The sequence below is a fragment of the Cyclobacterium jeungdonense genome (assembly GCF_010994275.1).
Taxonomy (GTDB): Bacteria; Bacteroidota; Bacteroidia; order Cytophagales; family Cyclobacteriaceae; genus Cyclobacterium; species Cyclobacterium jeungdonense.
In genome coordinates this window covers 420,287-442,792 of record NZ_WMCD01000004.1, presented here as the reverse complement: position 1 = coordinate 442,792, position 22,506 = coordinate 420,287, and the positions used below count along the sequence as shown (strand labels likewise).

Genomic DNA, 22,506 nt, shown 5'->3' with positions numbered 1-22,506 from the left:
AAAAAAACTCAACAAAATTTCCAGGTTTATTTTCAGGACTACTGGCTTTTAAACGAAAAAGGGCAGCAAACCATTTGTTGTCAAGAGTTTTTCAAGCCAATCAACAAGAAAATAAGCCTTTTGGGTTCAAAATAGAAAAAATAATAGCCCAAAGAAAAATATCAAAATAAATAAAAAGAGTGAAACTTAATTTTAATCAAATGCTGTTCTTTATTTGTACTTAGGTTACTATCTTTCTTACCTGCACCGCATGCACCTAAAATTTAATCCATGCAACAACTAGTATTTATCCTTGTTTTTTTCGCCAGCCCAATGTTTTCTTCTGGTGATGCAAATTTGAATCTCTCTGATTTAAAAGCTACGACGCAACTAATGCCAACGGAGCGGAACGTTCATCCTGAATTGGTAGAAAGCATTTGGCTAAATTTAAAGAAAGAAGCTCCAGCATTAAGGAAAGAGGTTTTGAAGGAAGCTGTTCAAGGTTACCGTATTCTAATTGAAAACGGAATGTTACGGGAGGGAAAACCCCTAACAGTTATCGATTTTGATTTGCCGTCTACCGAACGAAGATTATGGATCATCGACATGGGAACCAAAAGGCTGACGCATGAATCACTTGTTTCTCACGGTAGGAATTCCGGAGAGTTACTCGCCAGAAAATTTTCCAATAAGTCAGAAAGTTTTATGAGCAGTTTGGGCTTTTACCTTACTGGAGAAAGGTACGTGGGCAAGCACGGAGCTTCGTTGCGTTTGGATGGGTTGGAGAAAGGAATCAACGATAAAGCCAGATCCAGGGCTATTGTAATCCATTCGGCTGACTATGCAACAGAAACATTTGTCAAGAGGTATGGTAGGTTGGGTAGAAGTTTGGGATGCCCCGCGCTTCCAAAAGAGAACTATGAAGAGGTGATCGACCTAATTCAGGACAAAAGCTGCCTATACATTCATGCCAGCCAGGAATCATACAAGGAAAAATCAGTTTTTATCTCCCACAACGCTGGCAATGAGAGGGGTCCGCAGCAATTTTAATAACTCGATGTCCCGATCATAAATATCCCTTCGAATATTTTCCCGATGGTTTGAATCGGTCCAAAAGGTAAGGTATAGGATGATGACGGGGATCTTTCGGTCGAGTCTGACGATTTGTTCTTTTTTTCCGTTCATGGCACTCCGGATCCTTTCATCCGACCAGAGGGGTTGGTCTTTCAATAGTAATTGTGCCAATTCAAAAGGTTTTTCGATGCGAATACAGCCGGAACTCAACGCACGGTCTTCTCTGTAAAATAATTCTCTGGATGGAGTATCGTGAATGTAAACACTGTATTTATTTGGAAACATAAACTTAACCAATCCCAGGGAATTTTGTGGGCCCGGGCTTTGCCGGATCAGGTAAGGAAAATTGTCTCCATTCATCTGCTGCCAATCCACTGAGTTAGGATTAATTTCCTGCCCTGAGTGATCTATTACCTTCATATTTTTTTGAGCCAGGTAATTGATATTTTTCCTGATAGCAGGTAGGGCATCGTTTTTTAGGATGGTCGGCGGAAGCGTCCATGTTGGGCTAAAAACCAGATAGCTCATGGTAGCATTAAATACCGGTGTTTTTCGGTAGGATTTTCCGACAATCACCTTAGAATGAAGAAGCGTGTCCCGCTCGCGGATCAGATCCAAGGAATAGTTGGCAATATTCACAAGAATAAACTCCTGCAGGGTGGTGTCGGGGAGCCATCTCAGCCGTTCCATATTCACGGCCAGTTTGTCCATTAATTGTCGCGGACGCTGGTTAAGGGCTTCGATTGTAGCTCGGCCAAGGATTCCATCCGGCTGAAGGCCATTTCTCAGTTGAAATTTTTTCACCCCTTCTGCCATGGTACTATCGTAAAAATCCCTCTGCTCCGCAATGACTGGGTAGCTTTCCAGGTCTTTCCAGAAAATCAGCTTTTCCCGAATGTGGGGAACATGTTCGTTTCTTTGAGTGACTTTCAGGGATTCCTCGATGGATAACGGTATCCAGTTTTTATCTTCGTACGCTTTTTCCATTCCGTGGTATTTTTTCATGGAAAGGCGCATCCTTTCGTATACAAGCAATTTTGGACGTAGGCTATGAAGCTCCTCTTTAACATGGTTGCCTGAAAGCGCCCGGTTCAATCTTCCTAATACGCTAGGTTCGGTTTGTTTGGTTTGGATATCCCAAATACCATTTAGGTGTTCGGGGTGAACTTTACCTTTATATAGATGATGGGCGTACGTGAGGAATGCATCACTAAGTAGAATATCCAGCAGCGCTAGTTCTCTTTCCGCGAGGGATTTTCCCTCCATATCTTTATCAAAAAGGGTATTGAGAGACTCAAGGTGATAATCCTCCGGTACCAGTCCATCAAATCCCGCCTGACGAATTAAATATAGGAGCTCCCTTGCCTTACACGTGGGTTGTAGTGCTTCAGACCAGCCAGGAAGAAAGGCTCTCTCGAAGTAAAAGGTGAGCAGGGTGGATCTGGAATGGATAGGTGAGGGGTTGCCCGCAACGCTTATCTGGGTTTCGTTTCCTTCCAATAAGGATCTGATTTCCGCGGCAATGTTACTATCATTTGAAAAAGCCTGGGTCGGAAAAAAGGCCCCTTCCGACAGGATTGACAAAATGAGAATCAGTAATGTCCGGAAAACGATAAATGACCTCATAACAGTGAAAATTCTTTATAACGGTCACCAATCTCCCAAGCCTCCCTGATCATACCAAGGAATGCTTCCATTTGGGAAAGCGGAACCATATTGGGGCCATCACTGAGTGCTTTGGAGGGTTCGGGATGGGTTTCTATAAAAAAGCCGTCTATCCCAGCAGCTCCTGCCGCACGAGCCAAATAGGGAGCCATCTGGCGGAGACCTCCACTGCTACCCTGATTAGCGCCAGGCTGCTGCACACTGTGGGTCACATCGAACACCACCGGCGCAAACTGCCTCATAATGGGCAACGCGCGCATGTCCACCACTAAGTTGTGGTAGCCTAAGGCAAAGCCTCTCTCTGTCAGGCATACGTTCTGATTACCTGTGGAGCGAATTTTATCTACGGCGAATTGCATGTCTTCGGGGGCCATGAATTGACCCCTTTTTATTTTGATTGCTTTTCCTGAATTTCCCGCAGCCAGTAAAAGGTCGGTTTGCCGGCACAAAAATGCAGGGATTTGGATGACATCTACAACAGAAGCCACAGATTCTACCTGGTAGCTTTCGTGTACATCAGTAAGTAAGGGAACTTCCAGCTGCTTCCCGACTTCTTCGAGCACCTTCAGGGACTGATCAAACCCAATCCCCCGAAAGGAATTACCGGAAGTTCGGTTGGCCTTGTCAAAGGAGGCCTTAAAAACATATTCAAATCCATGATTTTGGGCATACTTCTTCACCTTACTTCCGATTTCCAGGCAAATGTCGAGGCTTTCCACGGCACAGGGGCCGGAAAACAACACCGGCTTATTTCCTCCTAAAATCAGTTGATCACGGATGGTCATGGTGTAAGAACTTCTTTCCATAGGTAGGGTTTGGTTTAATTGTCAGACTCAGATTGGGAAGTTGTGGAAATAATTGAGTGCAGGTTGCCTTGGGCAAACAAGATCAGGTCCGCCAATTCGCGAAACGAGCCGCCGCCGCCAGGCTTTGAAGTGACATAATGTACTTTATCGCATATGTAGTCCATGGCATCTGCCGGCGCCGCTGAAAAGCCTACTTTTTGCAGCAATTCCAGATCGATCAGGTCGTCTCCTATATAGGCCACTTCAGTTGTGGAAGTGTTGGTCTGTTCCAAAATTTCCGCTATCGTGCCCCACTTATCCCTTACTCCATGCAAGTGAAAATCCACCTTCATTTGATCACAACGCTTTTTAGAAACGGCTACATCTCTACCCGAAAGGACCCCCACTTGGATTCCGGTTTCCTGTAAGTACCGTATAATTTGCCCGTCTTTCACTTGAAATCTTTTGTACTCCATACCCTGGTCATCTAGAAGGATTCCGCCATCTGTGAGCACCCCATCCAGGTCCGTAAGAAGAAGTTTGATTTTTTTCGCCCGATGTAGGATATCGGTGCTAATATGGCTAAAATAGTCCATCACCTTTTGTTTTTCCATTGGATGGAATAAAGATCCAATCTCCGTTGAGCCAAATTTCTCACGCTGCCGGCTTTGCGGAGTTTGGTCAATAAATCCAGGTCTACGTCCGCTACGATGGTGGTTTCCGTATTAAGCGATGCCTCTGCTATAATGGCATCATGTGGGAAGGAGAAGTCAGAGGGCGAATAAATGGCCGCCTGCGAATGCTGAATATCCATATTTTCTACCCTCGGCAGGTTACCAACCGAACCCGTAATGGCAACGTAGCATTCGTTTTCGATGGCCCTTGATTTCGCACAGGTACTTACTCTAAGGTAGGCATTTTTTGTATCTGTCCAAAAAGGAACAAACAGGATATCCATCTCCTTTTCAGCCAAAATCCGACTCAGCTCAGGAAATTCAATGTCGTAGCAGATTAGGATTCCAACCTTTCCCGCATCGGTATCGAAGACTTTGATCCCGTTTCCACCCTGAAGTCCCCAGTAGGACTGTTCATCCGGGGTGATATGGAGCTTGTATTGCTTGTCCATAGTGCCATCTCTTCGGCAAAGGTAACTGACGTTCCGAAGTTTTTTGTTGTCGTATTCCGGCATGCTACCTGCGATGATATTCACATTATAGGAAAGTGCCAGGTCTCGCATGCGGTTGACAATCTCTTCCGTATAATCTGCCAGGTTTCGGATGGCTTCCGAAGCATCCATTTTATTAAATTCGGCTAATAGAGGGGCATTAAAAAACTCCGGAAAAAGGCAGAAGTCGGATTTGTAATCGGAAACTGTATCTACGAAAAATTCTACTTGTTGCATGAGGTCGTCCACATCATTAAACCGCCTCATTTTCCACTGTACCAATCCCAGACGGACGATGGTTTTCTTATTGCCAATAAGTTTTTCGTCCTTTTCGTAATAGATATTTATCCATTCCAGGAGGGTAGCGTAGGCCCTGGAGTCCGTATCTTCCGGAAGGTATTTGGTGATTACCTTTCGGACATGAAATTCGTTTGCGAGTTGAAATGAAAGAACCGGATCAAAAATTTCCTTATTTTTTACCAATTCAATGTATTTCCGGGGAGACATCTGGTCGGCATATTTGCTGTATCCCGGTATCCTACCCCCTGCAATAATGGATCTGAGGTTAAGGTTTTCACAAAGTTCCTTACGGGCATCATATAGCCTTCTGCCCAGACGTAGGCCGCGGTATTCTTTATCTACAAATACATCCGTACCATACAGGGTGTCCCCGTCTTCATCATGGGTATCAAATTTCCCATATCCTGTAATCTGATCGTAGTTGTGATTGTCTCCGTATTTGGAGTAATCCACTATAAGACTCAAAGCAACGGCGACTACTTTGCCATTGTCTTCCAGGCAAATTTGGCCCTCTGGGAAGGCATTCAATTGATTCTCAAATTCCTCCTTCGTCCATGTCATTCCCTGGGTTTTGTAGGCCGAAACCATGATTTTACGAATATCATCAAAATCGGAAAGCTTGATGTTTCGGAGTTTTAGTCGGTGTTCGAGTTCTTCTTTTTGCTTACTCATATCGTAAAATTAAGCACAAATTTACCTAAATTGACTGCCAAAGGTGTAAATACACTGCGAAATTATCCTCATTTTTTCAATAAAAAGGCTAATTTACGTGGATAAAAATCCGGGAATTCTTTTCTGGAGATGGACTTTGGAAATTTTCAGAGTTGGTCTAACAACTATTTGATGAGAGAAGAGTTGATTAGCTAACGGATTAACCCCATAAATTATGGATGAGATAATAGAAGATATAGAAAATGGCGATTTCGGGGCATTTTTGGAGAAGTTCAATGAATTTTTAAACCTAAAATTATTAATGCTTGGCGAGACCAAGCTGACCATCGGTTTATTTATAGGTTTGACCTTATCCATCATACTCTTGTTTGTTATTTCCGAAATAGCCAGGAAGTTTCTAGCAAACAAAATATTAGCACGCTATAATCTAGACCTGGGTATCCGGCAGTCCATTGCGACCATTTTCAAATACATTTTTATCATATTTGGTCTGGTCACGATCCTTCAAAACAGCAATGTGGACCTGAGTGCGCTGGGAATACTCGCTGGAGCCATAGGTGTAGGCATTGGTTTTGGGTTGCAGAATATCACCAATAACTTTATCAGTGGCTTGATTATTCTCGTCGAAAGGCCGATCAAAGTGGGTGACCGAATCGAAGTAGATGACGTAAACGGAGATGTGATAAAAATATCCGCCCGGTCCACCATGGTGCTTACCAATGATAATATTTCCATCATATTACCCAATAGCCAGTTTATCGACAACCCCGTGATAAACTGGTCGCATAATGACCGGAATATCCGGTTTAACATACCTGTAGGAGTTTCGTACAAGGAGGATCCGGAAAAAATTAAACGAATCCTGATGGAGGTCGTCAAAAACAATACGGGTGTACTAAAATATCCAGAGCCGGATGTGCTCTTCGAGCAATATAACGACAGCAGTATTGATTTCAACCTCAGGATTTGGACTTCGGAATACACGAGCAAACCGAAAGTTCTAAAAAGTCAACTTTACTATTCCATATTTGCTAAATTTCGGGAGGAACAGGTAGAAATCCCTTTTCCCCAGCGAGACCTGCATATACGCTCCGGTCTTGAAAAATTTACCTCTTCCTAATTTTTTTTATTATGCCCTTTTCATTTATCTTTAGGCCTTTAAATATCAACGGATTAATCGGGATGGGATCTGGTGACGTAGTTTTATGATATGATAAGAACCGTATTTTTTTTAGCCTTTTTTTTAATTGTCTCTTCTAAAGAACTACTTGCGCAAAGCATGTATCGATTTCGATTCGAAGAGCCCTGGTCTTTTTCATTACAGGTAGGGCCTTCTCAATATTTCGGTGACCTATATGCACTTTGGCAATACTATGAAGGCATACAGCCGGATTATAATGCCGCTTTTAGTGCACGGTATACCTTTGGAACAAACCTAAAAGCCAGAACTGACATTACCTTTATTGAAATTTCCGGGCAGGACGTGAAAGCAGATCCAAGAAGTGGTCGGATTCCCAGAGACCTGCATTTCAGAAGCCGAAACTGGGAGGCAGCCTTTCTGGTTGAATACTATTACAAGCCAGTAAAGGTGTACAACATCACCCGTGAATTTCTGAATCCCTATATTTTTTTTGGTGTAGGTGCTACCACTAACCAGCCTAAAACCCGGTACAGGGATCAATGGGTTGATTTAAGGCCGCTTCGAACCGAAAATGAATTGTATTCAGACATTGTTATGGTTTTCCCAATGGGACTGGGATTAAAATACAAGGTAAATGTGTACATGGATTTTTTTATGGAGGGCAACTATCGCTTCACGCTTTCTGATTACCTGGATGATATCAGTACCTTCAATATTTCGGGTTACCACGAAGAACTGATTGCGGATTATGTTTCCGGAGAAAATCCGGATCGGCTTCGGCTATCTGTCAGGCAAGGGCGATACCTGCTTCCCAACGGCGAGCCCAATATAGAAATGATACGAAATAGCAGGGGAGCGCCCCGAAGGGGAAGCGGAGACCCCAGACTTAATGAACCAGAAGCAAGGTACGATGGCTATTTTACCTTGAATTTTGGTGCAGAAATTTATTTTTCTCAGGATATTTGGGACAATTGGATTTTTAGAAACAGGGGTAGAGGATTTAGGTTTTGGTAAAAATCTATCGATTTAGCTACCATTAATCTTACTATTTTTCCATATCTCCCGCTCCTTTCAAAATGAATACGGATATTTTTTATAATTTTGAAATCGAAACGATCAAAAAAACTGACCAAAACAGCACATGTCTGAGTATAATTTTCGCGCCATAGAAAAAAAATGGCAGGATCGATGGGAGAAAGATAAGCTTTTTAATGCTAAGCCGGATCCTGAAAAACCCAAATTTTATTCCCTGGACATGTTTCCTTATCCCTCCGGAGCAGGCCTCCACGTAGGACATCCCCTGGGATACATTGCTTCCGACATTGTAACGCGGTATAAACGTCTGAAGGGATTCAATGTCCTTCATCCGATGGGCTACGACTCTTTCGGTCTGCCAGCCGAGCAATATGCCATCCAGACAGGCCAGCACCCTGCCATAACCACCGCAGAAAACATCAAACGCTACACCGAACAACTCAAAAACATAGGTTTTGCTTTTGATTGGGAAAAGGAAGTTCAAACTTCCGATCCGGACTATTACCGATGGACCCAATGGATTTTCATGCAGCTTTTTGAAAGCTATTACGATCTGGATGCGGATAAGGCCCTACCTATAAGTCATCTGGTGTCGATTTTTGAGAAAGAAGGGAGTCGTACTGTCAGGGCTGTCTGTGATGAAGATTCAGCGGCTTTTAGCAAAGAGGATTGGCACCTTTTTTCAGAATCAGAGCGACAAAAGATACTGTTGCAATACCGGCTTACATTTTTGGCGGAGACCACGGTAAATTGGTGTGCAGCGCTGGGGACCGTGCTTTCAAACGATGAGGTGAAAGACGGCTATTCAGAGCGTGGAGGACATCCGGTAGAAAGAAAACGGATGATGCAATGGAGCATGCGGATTACCGCCTATGCCGAGCGCTTGCTAAAAGGATTGGATGAACTGGACTGGCCCGAGCCAGTCAAGGAGATGCAACGAAATTGGATTGGAAGATCGGTAGGAGCGGAAATGTCCTTTGCGATAGATGGAATGGAAGAAACCATTAAGGTTTTTACTACCCGAATAGATACCATCTATGGGGTCACCTATCTGGCACTCGCTCCTGAGCATGAACTGGTGAGCCAATTGATCACTGAGGACCAAAAAGAAGAAGCGCAGGCCTACGTTTCCCAGGCAAAGAACCGGTCTGAGCGAGACCGGATGACAGACGTAAAGACCATTTCAGGGGCCTTTACAGGAAGTTATGCCACCAATCCTTTTAATGGAGAGCGAATTCCTATCTGGATTGCGGACTATGTCCTCGCGGGCTATGGAACGGGAGCCGTGATGGCCGTTCCTGCTCATGACGAGCGGGATTATAATTTTGCCCAACATTTTAACCTCGAAATCCGGCAGGTAATTGAAGGGAGCATGGAAAATGGTTCCTTTCCCGGTAAGGGCGGAACCATCATGAACTCCGGGTTTATTTCTGGAATGGAAATGCAGGAAGCCATGGATAAAGCCATTGTATTCCTTGAAGAAAAGGGAATAGGAAAGGGTAAAATCCAATATAAAATGAGAGATGCCATTTTTACACGGCAGCGCTATTGGGGAGAACCTTTACCTGTTTATTTTAAAGAGGGCCTTCCGTATTTGATAGATGAAAAAGAGTTGCCACTGCGCTTGCCTGAAGTGGATAAATACCTGCCCACAGAAGATGGGGCACCTCCTTTGGGAAGGGCGAAGAACTGGACCTACACCACCCCAGAAGGAACCTTTCCATTGGAAATGAGTACCATGCCGGGTTGGGCCGGCTCGAGTTGGTATTTTTTCCGGTACATGGATTCGGCCAACAAAGAAACTTTCGTCAGTAAGGAAGCGGCAGATTACTGGGGTGCAGTTGACTTGTACATTGGAGGAGCAGAACATGCTACGGGTCATTTATTGTATTCCAGATTTTGGACCAAGTTTCTCTATGACAGGGGCCTTGTGCCCATAGCCGAGCCTTTCCAGAAAATGATCAATCAGGGGATGATTCAGGGCCGATCCAACTTTGTGTACCGGAAAAAAGAGAGTAATACCTTCGTGAGTCATGGATTGATCGGCGATTACGAGGTGATTCCCATGCATGTGGATGTCAATATAGTACACAATGACCAATTAGATTTAGAGGCATTCATACGCTGGCGTCCGGACCTGGCTGATGCGGAATTTATTCTGGAGGAGGGCAAATACTACTGTGGTGCCGAGGTGGAAAAAATGTCCAAATCCAAATACAATGTGGTCAATCCCGACGATGTCATAGAACATTACGGGGCTGATACCTTGCGTTTGTACGAGATGTTTCTCGGGCCATTGGAACAGTTTAAGCCCTGGAACACCAATGGTATTGACGGGGTATTTAAATTTTTGAAAAAATTATGGAGGCTGTATTACGATGCAAAAGGGAACTGGCTGGTGACGGACCAGAATCCGGGCAAAGAGGCTTTGAAAGTGCTTCATAAAACCATTCGAAAAGTGGAGGAGGACATAGATAGGCATTCATTTAACACCTCAGTTTCCTCCTTTATGATATGTGTCAATGAGTTGTCCGCTCTGAAATGTCATCAACGCGCTATATTGGAGCCACTTTTGGTGGTCTTATCTCCTTATGCTCCCCATATAGCGGAGGAACTTTGGGAAAGGCTCGGTCACGAGCAATCCATCATTCATGAAAGCTATCCCCGGGCAGAAGAAAAATACCTGGTGGAAGACAGCCACGAGTACCCCGTGTCCGTAAATGGAAAGATGCGCCTAAAATTAAGTCTGCCTGCGGACCTGTCCAGAGAGGAGATAGAAAAGGCCGCCCTGAACCATGAGGACCTTCAAAAATGGATTGCTGGCAAGACTCCTAAGAAAGTAATTGTCGTTCCCGGCAAGATTGTGAATATCGTGTTGTGATGGATATTTGGTGAGGCGAGAGATGGTGTTTGTTTAAAATGGTTAACCGAAAGGGAGGTTGATGGGGGATATGCAGCAAGGGGTTATTGAAAATTCCATTTGGGGTGGAAAATGCACCTTTTAACAAAGGGAAAGAAAAAATGTATGTGGGAGTGGCAGGTAATCTGGTTGCATTTAGCTTTAACAGACGGAAAAGGTCCCGTATTTATGTCTGTCCCCAAATAAAGCCTCCATTTTTCGATTCCAGCCCCAAAGAGGTGATTTCGTACTTCAATACTGCAATTCAGAACTGAAACGATCCGCGTTTTTACCGCAAACAAGTACGTTTTTACCCGGATCAGCCGCCAAAATGGCATACCGTTCCAACTTTTAACTGCCATGACCCAGTTCCGAACCGCAAGCTTGCGGTTCAGAACCTGACGCGCCGGGTTCCGAAGTACTCCCCCCCACTTCCGAAGTACCCTCTTCAAGCAGAAAATGCGAAAAGCTTCGGTCAACCTGTCAGGTTTTTTAAATTTTAACCGGAAAATTTCGATTTTTGGGTCAAAATGTACCGTTCCGAACATCAATGGGGGACTTCCGAACCGCAACGTTCGAGTTCCGAACCTCGAGCTTGTCCGGTTGAAGTACTCCCCCCCACTTGCGAAGTGGGGGGTACGTTGATTCGATTCACAGTAATTTACGGTATATTGGAAAAAGATTTTGTCAGAGGCAGCTCCATCTCCAAATGGAGGCTTCTTTAAAGCTATTGAGCTCCAAATCACATGCCCAGGGAAATTAGGAACAAAAAGGTTCAATCCATTTCTGAACTATCATTCTCCGAATGGAAGGCCATATTGCTAAAAGTAAAAGACCAGATTGGTGAAAATAATGTGATAATTGTTTCGGCCGGTGTGGGATTTTTTGGTTTTTTGGCCATTTTCCCTGCCATTATGGCCCTGATTTCCATTTACGGTTTCGTCATGGATCCTCAGGAAATCGAGGAACAGGTATCCAAAATCAGTTCCATGATGCCAGAGCAGACCCATGAAATCCTCCAATACCGGGTGGATCAGTTTATCCAATCCACGGGAGAATCCCTGGGCTGGGGTACCGTATTCGCCATTCTGCTGGGCATCTGGATTGCCAATATAGGGACCAAATCATTGTTTAGGGGAATAAACATTGCCTATGAGATCAAAAGTCACAGGGGGATCCTAAAACACAATGGGCTTACGTTATTATTTACCTTTGGGGCCATTATTCTAATCATTCTAAGTGCGGCCTTGATTGTGGCATTTCCTTCCATCATAGAACAAATAGGTTTACCTGATAATATGGAACGCCTGATCAGTTGGCTTCGATGGTTGATCATGGGGCTTATTCTGGTGGGGAGTATGGGTCTGATTTATCGGTTTGGACCGGGAAGAAAACGGCCTACGTTCCATTGGGTCATTCCAGGTGCCGTTTTAGCCACCATTTTGTGGCTTTTGGCTTCCTGGGCATTTTCATTTTACATCCGCCATTTCTGGAATTTAGGTGAAATCTATGGCTCCCTGTCGGCGGTTGTTTTTCTGATGCTTTGGCTTTTTATCAGCACTTTTATCATTCTCCTGGGAGCAGAATTGAATTCCGAAATTGAGCGCCATGCAATGGAGTAGTCGGTGGATCTTTAAAGAGGAAGGATGTCATTTTCCTCGTTCCGGTACGTATCGTTTACTAGCTACCTTTTAAAGAGGTATAGCCGTTGCTACACGGGTGATAGCACGGAATAGCGTTAGAAAATTTTTAGTGGAAAAAAGCGAAGATACCGACCCGTTTTTTTATCAGCGGATCAACGGAATGATTGCCTAGGATGCGTTTAGGACGAGGGTTACGAATAGATCCATCACAGAAAAAGGGACTGGATAGGTACTATCAGGTGCTAATTTCAGCCCTTTTTGGGCTGGAATTTGAACAAGGCCCTTGGAATTACCCCCCTGCGGCGCGATTACCGTCCGATAAGCTGAATATAAATGAAAAATCTAGTTGAGGATACTTGCATTTTTCTTATTTTTAGGAGATCTTACTTGCATTTCCAAAAGAGAAATATCCGCAAGGGTTGCGGTTAGCTAGTAGTTAGCCACAATTAGAAAAAATGTCAGAGAGTACAAAATCACCAAAAATTTTCATCTCATATTCTTGGCAACCAATTCAAAACAAAAATTGGACTCTTGAATTTGCCGAGAGACTTTCAAGAGATGGAGTTCATGTCATTATAGATGAATGGGATGCTTTAGAGGGAATGGATAAATATTCATTTATGGAGCAAATGGTTAATGACCCAAATATTAAGCGCGTACTTTTGATCTGCAATGGTTCCTATCAGGCAAAAGCTAATGACAAAAAAGGGGGCGTAGGAATTGAAAGTATGATTATCTCAGATGAAATCTATTCTCAAGCAGATCAAACCAAGTTTATTCCAATTGTAAGAGAATCAAAAGATGGAAAAGCATGCCTGCCAACTTTCGTAAATAGTAGATTCTACATAGATCTTTCTGACCCAGAATATTATGAAGACAATTATGAGCAACTGCTCAGGAACGTCTTCGATAAACCAAAATCATCACGTCCACCATTAGGCGAACCCCCTGCATTTATCACCCAAGATGACCCAATAAAAAGTCAAACAGCGAACAAATTGCTGCCCTTGATAAATGCATTAAAGAACAACAAGTCAAATACAGAGATTTTTATAAATGAGTATTTGGATGTCTTTATAAACTCAGTCATGGAGTTTCAATTCAGCGAAGAAGAAGCTGATCGAAATAAACCATTGGATGAATTTGTCCTAGAGCGACTTGAAAAGATGTCCATTTTTCGAGATGAATTCTTACTCTTACTTAAAACATACTCTAAATACTCAACTTTTGATACCGAGATTTTTCACAAGTTCTTTGAAAATCTTCTCTCACGTACACTCAATAGCCAATATTCTGATCAGGGCATTTCAGATCATTTTAATTTCTTCAACTATGAATTGTTTCTGTATTTCACATCGTTCCTAATCAAGAATGAACTATTTAAGGAATTACAGTATATGCTTTACAATCCGTTTCTTATCAGTAAACGAGATAGACCAATAGAGCCAATAATGTATTATCATTTAAATAAGCCAGTCTATTCATTAAATAAAGGACGGAGTGAAAGGTTGCGCCTTAATCGTGCGGATGTTACAGCAGATACCATTAAAGAGCGTATACATGAAGATTTCAAATTCGATGAAATTAAAGAAACTGACATAATGTTGTATTATGTTTCTTGCTTCCAATTTGATCCTTCAACCTTTGGACATTTTGCATGGTGGCCTCATTTGACTGTTTACCACACTTATCGACTACCTATAATTGAAAAGTGCATTTCAGAAAGACATTTCAACAAAATCAAAAGCTTGTTTGGGGTTCAAGACAAAGATGAGCTCAAAGAAAAGATTGAAGTAATTAGGGAAAAAGGAGCGGACAGGATTCAAAGGTTTCATAACGAATTCCCGCATTTAACAAATGTCTTTGACTTTGATAAAATTGGAAAATATAAATAACTGTGGCTAACATCTAAGTTTTCGTGCGGCTTGTAAAGCCAAGCATGAAAACGCTGTAACAAAACGTATAAGCAATAGCGCCCTGCGGGACGCTACTGCTCATAGCTAAAACGTTAGCTGCAATACTTACTCATGGGAATAATTAGACCAAGAATTAACGATTATCATAACATCCTTTTTACTCAGGAGGAAGTTGACTTTGCTATTCCCTATCTCAATGAAGACATTCCGCTATATGTAGATCCATTTTTACTTTGGAAATCACCTTCGCTGCAGGATAATTCACTTCATACAGCTTCAATCAACTCATTTAATAATCTAGGGTTTCTGTTAAATAAAGGAAAAGAAAACGAGGCTATCGAAATACTTATTCAGACAAGTGAATGTAACGAAGTGGGTTTAGGTAATTCAAAAACTCGAATCGGCAAACCAATAGGTAAAAAAACAGCGCTTGAGATTTTAAGCCTTTTCAAATCAATTCCGCAAGTAAACCAATCAGGTTTTATCCATTTTGAGAGTATCCAATTGTTCGTTGATGGAATTTCGAGAGACAGGATTAGCGATTTTACATGCAGTTTTATTAAGTCATTTTTGGTAGACTATACAATTGAACAGTGTGAAAAATATGGTATCCCTATACAGAAGGTGATATTAGACTCGGTTTATGATTATCGAAAAAACAAGATTGTATCCGAGCAGACTCACCTTCCAGTAAATCCTGAAAACAATGATCCAATTCTTTTTATCCCAAAACGATGGATTAGAGCAATCCCTTGGATAAATTTTGATGACTACTATTCTAACTTTTATGTCAAAGAAATTGATGAAAGCGGTGAGAAAGACCGCATTCCTCTACTCAATTACAATAGACACAACTATGACGTAATTGAGACTTATTTAAAAATCAAAGAACAGCAACAAGCAAATTGTAAGAACGATCCAATCTTTAAACCTATTTCGAAAACTTCTGTTTCTAAGAAGACTTCTACTATTCTAAAATTACCGACCGGTAAGACAGATAATGCGGATATGAAATTTGAAGATAATGTATGTTCTATGCTAGCTACTGTTTTCTATCCTCAATTAGACTTTGCACAAGAACAAAGTAGAACAATTAGCGGGGTAAGCATTAGGGACTTAATATTTTACAATAATAAATCATATAATTTTTTGGAAGAGATTTTTCAAAAATATGATTGTCGGCAAATTGTATTTGAACTCAAAAATGTAAAAGAATTGAATAACGACCATGTTGATCAATTGAATCGATATTTGAAAGATCAATTTGGCAGATTCGGAGTATTAGTTTCTAGAAATGATCCTCCTAAAAAGGTTCTAAAAAACATAATGGACCTTTGGGCTGGCCAAAGAAAATGTATTTTGGTACTTACCGATGAAGACATAAAAATGATGAATACACTTTTTAGAGGTAATCAACGACTTCCGATTGATGTCTTGAAAAAAAGGTATGTAGAGTTTACAAGAAATTGCCCATCATAACCAAAAGAAAATGAATAAAAAAGAAGTAGACAATTTCGAAAAATATCAGACCCAACTTGAAGGGCTTCTTTCAGAAATTGGAGTTCTTGCTAAAAAATCTCCAAACGATGGAGTAAATAAATTCAAACTTATATTCATCAACGAAGTAATTCAGGAGGCGAATACTATTCTAGGCGATAAGTACAAACCATTTGACTCATTTAATGAATTCGATGAGGATGAGCTACCCTCAAACAGTGATGTAACTTTCATTATGTCCCAATATCTTAATTGTTTCGAAAAGCTCAGGGCTGACAATATTTATGCGGACCAAAAATTTGAAGGAAATAGATACGTATACAACTGGTTTTGGAGAATTGATGGTAAGAAATCAGATATCAAAACGGCACAACCAAAAAAGATAAAATAATGGCGAAGAAAAAAGATAATTCAAAATATCCAACCGAAGCAGAGATTGAAAAGTATAAAATGCTTTCTGAATTAATAGATTCATTGATAGCTGAAACAAAAGAGCTTTCAAAAAAGAAACCTGATGAAGCATTAAATAAACTTAAAATTAAAATGATTAACAGGGTTCTGGACCAACTAAAAGAAATATTAAAAACTCAACCAACAATTGAATTTCTTGATCTGCTTGATGAAAATGAGCTTCCATCTAACAGTGATGCTGTCTTAATTCTTGGTCAATTTAGAGCTGCTATGGATAGATTTAGAAAAACCTATTATGGAAAAACCTCAAATTATGAGAGTAGCAGACGTTGGTTCACAAGAGAAAACCCTGGAGAACACTACAATTCCAGTTATTAATTAAGAAGCAGCTAACACCATGGATGAAATCATAGCCCCGCAAGGTATACGCACAGACCAAAGCTACGATTCATACATTTAATGTTGGGCAACATGCAAAAAAGGCCGACCGCACATTCAGGCAAATTTGGTTTTGCCGACACACAAAGCCAACGAAAAAAACCAAAAGAGCCTGAATTTTTGCCAACGCTCGACAGGAAATTGATAAATTGGCAAAGGAAGAAATGAGTGAAATGAAAAAGGACAAATACTTACAAATATTTAATTACCTTAAAGAGTTCTCGAAACTTAGAAGTAACCCTGTCCGCGACATCGACGCTCAAGATACACAATATCCTGAGAAATTTTGGCTGAACGACATTCCCGAAAATGAGCTTTTTGAAAACATTATCAGACCCGCCTTCAATGAAGACAACGACTATTGGTTGAAAGTAAGAAAGCCTAAAGAGCCAGCGAAACCAGAATTTGCCAAGCTTACAGAAAACTTGGAAAAATGGATTGACAAGCCAACATTATTAAGTGAAGAAGATGAACCCAAGTTAAAGGAAACATTTGAAATCAATGGAGAAACTCTTTCCATTGAAGATTTCCCAGAACTTGAAAAAGAATTACAGCAATACATTGACAAAAAATGGATTGATGACCTGATAGAATATAACGAGAAAATTGAAGCATATAGAATTGAACATGAGAACTATGAAAAACTAAATGCTGTTTATAGGCAACTTTTCCGAATATTCAACAAAACCCAGCAATTTGGAGAAGAGTACGAGTTGGTTGTTGGTGTCGGACTCTTGAACTTCAAGGAGAATGATGAAAGACCTAAGATTTTCAGACATATTTTAACCCAAAAAGTCGATATTAACTTCGAGTACTCTCAAAAGGACTCACAAATTTTCGTTTCACCAAACTTAGAATCTGCGCCTCAAATTGAAACTGATTCCATCCTTGACTTATTTGACCAGTTTGATTCGCAAAACATCATAGATGCCGAAAAGGCGGTAGAGAACTACATTAAAGAGAAAAATATTGAAACAATTTTTAGCAACACAGAAGATGCCCTACAAATGTTTGCAGAAAGGGTCTCTCCTGATGGTAGCTATAACCATTTAATTGAAAAGCCAAATAGAACACCTTCAAAACCAAATATAACTTTTTCCCCAGCTCTCTTACTTAGAAAAAGAAATACACGAAGCTTTACCGCTCTATATGAGAAGATATTAGAGAATATTGAAAATGGTGAAGATAGTCTTGAAATTCCGACAATAAATGACCTTATAGGCATCCACCCAAATATTGAAGATGATAATTCACTATCAGGTAACTCATTTAATGGTTCACAGATTGAGCCTATATTTTTCCCGAAGGAATACAATGACGAACAATTAGAGATAGTTGAAAAGGCCAAAAGAAACAATAAGGTTCTCGTTCAAGGCCCTCCAGGTACAGGAAAGTCACACACTATTGCCAATTTAATTTGTCACTTACTCGCTAACGGAAAAAAGGTTTTGATTACCGCCTATACAAAAAGAGCATTGGAAGTTCTAAAAGATAAGCTTCCACCTGAATTTCAGGATTTGGCAGTAAACCTTTTAAGTGGAGATTCATCTTCCATCCAAGACTTACAATCTAGCGTCAATGCCATAAATGATGAATTGTCAAGAGCCAATCTAACTCAATATCAATCACAAATTGATGAGTATGAAGATGAATTAAAAGAAACAAAAGAGAAAGAAGCAACTGCAAAACATCAATTGTTGGCTGTCAAAGAAAAAGCAACTCGAAAACAGGAGATTAACGAGAAATACAAAGGAACTTTAACTGAAATTGCTGAAAATCTTGAAAGAGACACCCCATTATTTGGATGGTATGAAGACGAATTCAGCAATATTGAAAATAATGAGTTGCTTACGCGGCTAACGGAATTCATTCAACTGCATGAAAGTTACAAGCAAATTGAGACTGATGAATTTGATTTTGAAATTCCCAACCCCGATAAATTACTTACTTCTGCCCAGTTAAAGGAATATTCAATCCTTACTGACAAGCTTGCGAATGGTTCCTTTCCAAAAGATGCTAGCCTAAATATTACATGTTCAGATTTTGAGCAACTATTTCAACACCTAAATAACCTTCAAAACTATTGCAACGAAGTTGATAAATTCCAGATCGACTTCACTTCTACCGTTGTAGAATCCTTTTTAAAAGGCAGGAATCAGGAATGGTTGCAAACTTTGAATCATTCTAAAGCAGTACTCGAAAAGTTCGAAAAACATGATTTACGAAAGATTGATAAGGATATAGAAGTCTCTTATCCTCAAGGCAAAAGTTTAAAGCAGCTTAAAAATGATGCTCAAATACTTCTTGCCTACTTAAATGAAGGCAATCCATTAACAGGATTTACCTTTTCAATTAAAAAGCCCTTTCTACCAAGAGAAATAAAAGAACGACTTTACTTTATTGAATCGGTTCGTGTCAATGGAAGTCCTTGCGATACCGTAGAAGAGTATGAAATTGTATTGAAGGATATTTCATTTCAACAAGACTTTATTGAGCTTTCAGAGAATTGGAAAAATGAAGTGCCTAAAGGGAGCTCGTTATTCAAGAAGTTTTCGTTTTTCCAGCAAATCCAATACGAGGTTCAGCGAATGTCAAAGTTAATGGATGAAGCAAACGCATTAAAATCGGCTATTGAATCCATTAGTAGTTTGCAAATAAAACTCTTTGATAAAGAAAATCTAAAAACAGCTGCTTTAAAAGCTGAGTTTAGCAAGATAACTGAAAGTATATCCGAGCATAAAGATTTGGTTAATCAATCCAAAGCATACCTGAATCATGGCAACTTTCATCCTATTAAAGAGGATATCCTTGAAGCGTATGATAAAATGGACTATCACATTTATGACGAGTTACTGATTAATCTCAATAAATTGATTTATGCTCAAGAGAATTTTATAAATTTTAATAACCTACGTTCAGAAGTTAATTCAGAACTCCCATCTACGGTAAAATCTGTGGAGGAGAATTCTTTTTCAGACCAAGATGTACAAAATCTAAAACAAGCAATCTATTTCAGAAATGCACAACATCAACTTGAAAAGCTGATGGATATGAATTATGAAAACCAACTTATTCAAAACTTAAATGAATTAGAACGGAAGGAAAGAAAACTGACTGCAAAGCTCGCTTCAAAGAAAGCATGGTATAAGGTTGTTGAAGGTCTTCAACAAAGCCGCTCTTTAAGACAGCATTTAGATGCATGGGTAATGGCAGTAAAGAAAATTGGTAAGACCGGAAAAAGCAAAAGAGCAATGAAGTTTAGAAAGATTGCTCAACAAGAAATGGAACATTGCAAAGACTCTGTCCCTTGTTGGATTATGCCGTTATACAAGGTTGCTGAAACAATACAGCCAGAACAGGAGATGTACGATTACGTCATAATTGATGAAGCCAGCCAACTCGGGCCGGATGCCATTTTCTTGCTTTACATTGCAAAAAATATAATTATTGTAGGAGACGATAAACAAACATCTCCTGAATATGTAGGTGTAGATGCTAACACAATGACACCACATATAAATAGACACCTCAATGGTATTCCAAGATCAGATTTTTATGGTACAGAATTTAGCTTCTTTGACCATGCTAAATTTTTCTGTGATGGAGTTACGGTTCTTAGGGAACACTTCAGATGTATGCCTGAAATAATTGAGTTCTCAAATCGTCATTTTTATGCCCCTGATGGAAAAGGACTTTATCCACTTAAACAATATTCAGAAAATCGTCTTGAACCATTGGTGGCAGAGTTTTGCGCCAAAGGCTACACAGAAGGCAGAGGCGCAAGAATTGTTAATGAGCCAGAGGCAAATTACATTGCTGAAACAATTGGGAAGTTAGTCGAAGACGAAAACTATAATGGGAAGACAATCGGAGTGATAACCCTTCAGGGAAATCAACAAGCAAGTGTGATTGAAAACCTACTCCTGAAAAGAATTGGAGAAAAGGAATTTCATAAGCGTAATATTGTTTGCGGAAACTCTTCATCCTTTCAGGGTGATGAAAGGGATATTATCTTTTTAAGCTTGGTTACTGCTCACAATCACAATAGGTCAGCACTTGTAAAACCAGAAGACGAAAGACGGTTCAATGTTGCAGTAAGTCGAGCCAAAGAGCAGATTTGGTTGTTCCATTCGGTACAGTTAGACGATTTAAGTAATACAAATGATTTGCGTTACAAACTATTAGACCATTTCAAAAATTACAGCTCGTACCAACCGATTTTCAATACACCGATAGAAAGGAGAATGGGAACACAACCTGAGCCTTTCGACAGTTGGTTTGAAGTTGACGTTTACAATGATATTATCAGAAAGCAACTCAGTATAATACCTCAATACGAAGTAGCAAAAGGTCGTTATAGAATCGACATGGTTGCTCTGCTTCCTGATGGCACCAAAATAGCCATAGAATGTGATGGTGATAAATGGCATGGTCCAGAGCAGCATCAAAATGACACAATGCGTCAGAAAGTACTTGAAAGGTGTGGTTGGCAATTTTTCAGAGTGCGAGGTTATGAGTATTACACCAGCAGAGAAAAAGCATTAGAACCATTTTGGAACATGATTCCTGTCTTTGAGGAAAAGGAAACAGAACATGTTAGGGATTTAGATTATCTAGAATCAAATACAAAAGAAGAAAGAGACGTAAATACGGATGATTCAATAGAGATGCAAGGTTCGAGGTTGGACCTTGATACAGATGACGAAGAAACTAGGATAGAACATCTTGAGCAGACAGATTCAAGTCCAAGTTCAAATAAAATTCTTCGATACTTCAACCTATTTAAGTCAGGTACATATATTCTGACAGATGATGAGCCGTTGGAAGCTGACTATGTTATTCCAATTCATGAAATTCACCAAACTGGTTTTCTTTTACAGTGCTACCAATCAGGCCATATTAATAAAGTCCATATTTATGCATTGCTTTCGAGAAGAATTGGGAAAGAATATATAAATGGATTGAATAAAGATGGGGAATTGGTGCATATCGAAGCTGTTGAAACTGAAAAAATCATTGGCATTTACTTCAATGAGAATGGTCGTAGAAAATTCAAAGCACATTTGACCGAAAACATTTCGACACGAGAGCAACTTCACTTGCAAGGCTACAAAGTAATCTCCAATGATTTTGAGCAAATAGAATACAATGTCTTGCCTTTAGATATCTACAATGACATCAGTCGTTTAGTATTCCAAAGTTTTACTGCCAATGGGAAACCAGTTGATAATAATTATTACGAATCTGAATGGTCTATAATTAAACGGCTCTCGAAAAAAGACCAAGAACCAGTAGTAGAACCAATAGTAGAACGAGTAGAATTCATTCCAAACTCTCTCTTTGACAATAGAGTCGAACTTAATAGCATAGTTAAAATCAAATTCCTAAGTAATGAAAAGGAATTGAAAGTGAAATTGGTGGACTATGCTACTAATGGTGCTGAAATTATTGGTGGAGTGCAAATTGTAAATATTATGAAGCCTTTAGCTGCTTCAATAAAAGGTAGAACAATTGGAGACAGGGTAACAATAGGCGAAACAAACAGTGAAGTTGAAATAATTGAAATAAGATAACCAATGACTTCAACGCTCAACAGCCACACACATTGTCAAGCCACTCAAAGCCAACGCAACAGCCAAAGCTTGACTAAGAGTTTGTCTTAGTCAACGCGGTACGAAAAAAATAAAAAGCACGAAAGCCCAACATTGGGTATAGTGCCTAGCTTCCTAATGGCAGCTGCGACACCATAGCCAAACCGTCGTGAATATCATTATTCGGAAAAACCACTTTGGTATTTTATAATGGCTGCGGACACTTTTCCTGGGCGCTGACTGATTTTTGATAGGGATTGCTAAATAATGGTGCTTTTCCCCTTTCTATTTGGTA

14 protein-coding genes are annotated in these 22,506 nt (G+C 40.3%); 10 read left to right on the top strand and 4 right to left on the bottom strand.

The genetic code is table 11. The annotated features are described in order from the left end of the window. Nucleotides 1–270 precede the first annotated feature (270 nt). Entirely contained in the window at nucleotides 271–1,029 is a 759-nt protein-coding gene (locus tag GKS34_RS11430) for a murein L,D-transpeptidase catalytic domain family protein (protein ID WP_240459278.1), read from the top strand. On the opposite strand, the gene GKS34_RS11425 is transcribed toward GKS34_RS11430, so the two are convergent. From GKS34_RS11425 to GKS34_RS11410, 4 genes are read right to left on the bottom strand one after another with little or no spacing between them, the layout of a single operon-like run. Then, nucleotides 976–2,679: a L,D-transpeptidase family protein gene (locus tag GKS34_RS11425; protein WP_163384942.1), complete on the bottom strand. Its 1,704-nt coding sequence runs from the start codon at nucleotides 2,677–2,679 to the stop codon at nucleotides 976–978. The genes GKS34_RS11430 and GKS34_RS11425 overlap by 54 nt on opposite strands. Then, nucleotides 2,676–3,524 carry a 3-deoxy-8-phosphooctulonate synthase gene (gene kdsA / locus GKS34_RS11420; protein WP_163384941.1) on the bottom strand — a complete coding sequence of 283 codons (849 nt, stop codon included), beginning with the start codon at nucleotides 3,522–3,524 and terminating at the stop codon, nucleotides 2,676–2,678. The genes GKS34_RS11425 and kdsA overlap by 4 nt, the downstream gene beginning before the upstream one ends. A 14-nt stretch (nucleotides 3,525–3,538) precedes the next feature. Then, nucleotides 3,539–4,117 carry a KdsC family phosphatase gene (locus GKS34_RS11415; RefSeq protein ID WP_240459277.1) on the bottom strand — a complete coding sequence of 193 codons (579 nt, stop codon included), beginning with the start codon at nucleotides 4,115–4,117 and terminating at the stop codon, nucleotides 3,539–3,541. Continuing rightward, entirely contained in the window at nucleotides 4,099–5,640 is a 1,542-nt protein-coding gene (locus GKS34_RS11410; protein WP_163384940.1) for a GNAT family N-acetyltransferase, read from the bottom strand. The genes GKS34_RS11415 and GKS34_RS11410 overlap by 19 nt, the downstream gene beginning before the upstream one ends. 214 nt (nucleotides 5,641–5,854) lie before the next feature. Between GKS34_RS11410 and GKS34_RS11405 the strand changes: the two genes are divergently transcribed. From GKS34_RS11405 to GKS34_RS11365, 9 genes are all read left to right on the top strand, one after another. Further along, nucleotides 5,855–6,760: a mechanosensitive ion channel family protein gene (locus tag GKS34_RS11405; protein WP_163384939.1), complete on the top strand. Its 906-nt coding sequence runs from the start codon at nucleotides 5,855–5,857 to the stop codon at nucleotides 6,758–6,760. 159 nt (nucleotides 6,761–6,919) lie between these two features. Then, the gene (locus GKS34_RS11400; protein WP_435380107.1) at nucleotides 6,920–7,795 is read left to right on the top strand and encodes a hypothetical protein; all 876 of its coding nucleotides are present in this window, start codon (nucleotides 6,920–6,922) and stop codon (nucleotides 7,793–7,795) included. Nucleotides 7,796–7,922: 127 nt separating this feature from the next. Continuing rightward, a complete protein-coding gene (leuS, locus tag GKS34_RS11395; protein WP_163384937.1) occupies nucleotides 7,923–10,697 on the top strand; it encodes a leucine--tRNA ligase in 2,775 nt (924 codons plus the stop codon). Between the two features lie 764 nt (nucleotides 10,698–11,461). Continuing rightward, nucleotides 11,462–12,337 carry a YihY/virulence factor BrkB family protein gene (locus GKS34_RS11390; protein ID WP_163384936.1) on the top strand — a complete coding sequence of 292 codons (876 nt, stop codon included), beginning with the start codon at nucleotides 11,462–11,464 and terminating at the stop codon, nucleotides 12,335–12,337. 476 nt (nucleotides 12,338–12,813) lie between these two features. Further along, nucleotides 12,814–14,253, top strand: a complete 1,440-nt coding sequence (locus GKS34_RS11385; RefSeq protein ID WP_163384935.1) for a toll/interleukin-1 receptor domain-containing protein — start codon at nucleotides 12,814–12,816, stop codon at nucleotides 14,251–14,253. Between the two features lie 132 nt (nucleotides 14,254–14,385). Continuing rightward, entirely contained in the window at nucleotides 14,386–15,753 is a 1,368-nt protein-coding gene (locus GKS34_RS11380) for a DUF8370 family protein (protein ID WP_163384934.1), read from the top strand. 10 nt (nucleotides 15,754–15,763) lie between these two features. Then, the gene (locus tag GKS34_RS11375; RefSeq protein ID WP_163384933.1) at nucleotides 15,764–16,162 is read left to right on the top strand and encodes a hypothetical protein; all 399 of its coding nucleotides are present in this window, start codon (nucleotides 15,764–15,766) and stop codon (nucleotides 16,160–16,162) included. Beyond that, on the top strand, nucleotides 16,162–16,560 hold the full coding sequence (locus GKS34_RS11370; RefSeq protein WP_163384932.1) for a hypothetical protein: 399 nt from the start codon (nucleotides 16,162–16,164) through the stop codon (nucleotides 16,558–16,560). Before GKS34_RS11375 ends, GKS34_RS11370 begins: the two co-directional genes overlap by 1 nt. A 209-nt stretch (nucleotides 16,561–16,769) precedes the next feature. Next, nucleotides 16,770–22,193, top strand: a complete 5,424-nt coding sequence (locus GKS34_RS11365) for a PDDEXK-like endonuclease domain-containing protein (RefSeq protein ID WP_163384931.1) — start codon at nucleotides 16,770–16,772, stop codon at nucleotides 22,191–22,193. The last annotated feature ends 313 nt before the right edge of the window (nucleotides 22,194–22,506 follow it).

What these genes read in the sequence shown, in the direction of transcription:
- GKS34_RS11385 (WP_163384935.1), top strand. Translation starts at nt 12,814, where the DNA reads ATGTCAGAGAGTACAAAATCACCAAAAATTTTCATCTCATATTCTTGG.
- kdsA (WP_163384941.1), bottom strand. Translation starts at nt 3,524, where the DNA reads ATGGAAAGAAGTTCTTACACCATGACCATCCGTGATCAACTGATTTTA.
- GKS34_RS11370 (WP_163384932.1), top strand. Translation starts at nt 16,162, where the DNA reads ATGGCGAAGAAAAAAGATAATTCAAAATATCCAACCGAAGCAGAGATT.
- GKS34_RS11410 (WP_163384940.1), bottom strand. Translation starts at nt 5,640, where the DNA reads ATGAGTAAGCAAAAAGAAGAACTCGAACACCGACTAAAACTCCGAAAC.
- GKS34_RS11400 (WP_435380107.1), top strand. Translation starts at nt 6,920, where the DNA reads ATGTATCGATTTCGATTCGAAGAGCCCTGGTCTTTTTCATTACAGGTA.
- GKS34_RS11390 (WP_163384936.1), top strand. Translation starts at nt 11,462, where the DNA reads ATGCCCAGGGAAATTAGGAACAAAAAGGTTCAATCCATTTCTGAACTA.
- GKS34_RS11380 (WP_163384934.1), top strand. Translation starts at nt 14,386, where the DNA reads ATGGGAATAATTAGACCAAGAATTAACGATTATCATAACATCCTTTTT.
- leuS (WP_163384937.1), top strand. Translation starts at nt 7,923, where the DNA reads ATGTCTGAGTATAATTTTCGCGCCATAGAAAAAAAATGGCAGGATCGA.
- GKS34_RS11430 (WP_240459278.1), top strand. Translation starts at nt 271, where the DNA reads ATGCAACAACTAGTATTTATCCTTGTTTTTTTCGCCAGCCCAATGTTT.
- GKS34_RS11405 (WP_163384939.1), top strand. Translation starts at nt 5,855, where the DNA reads ATGGATGAGATAATAGAAGATATAGAAAATGGCGATTTCGGGGCATTT.
- GKS34_RS11425 (WP_163384942.1), bottom strand. Translation starts at nt 2,679, where the DNA reads ATGAGGTCATTTATCGTTTTCCGGACATTACTGATTCTCATTTTGTCA.
- GKS34_RS11375 (WP_163384933.1), top strand. Translation starts at nt 15,764, where the DNA reads ATGAATAAAAAAGAAGTAGACAATTTCGAAAAATATCAGACCCAACTT.
- GKS34_RS11415 (WP_240459277.1), bottom strand. Translation starts at nt 4,117, where the DNA reads ATGGAAAAACAAAAGGTGATGGACTATTTTAGCCATATTAGCACCGAT.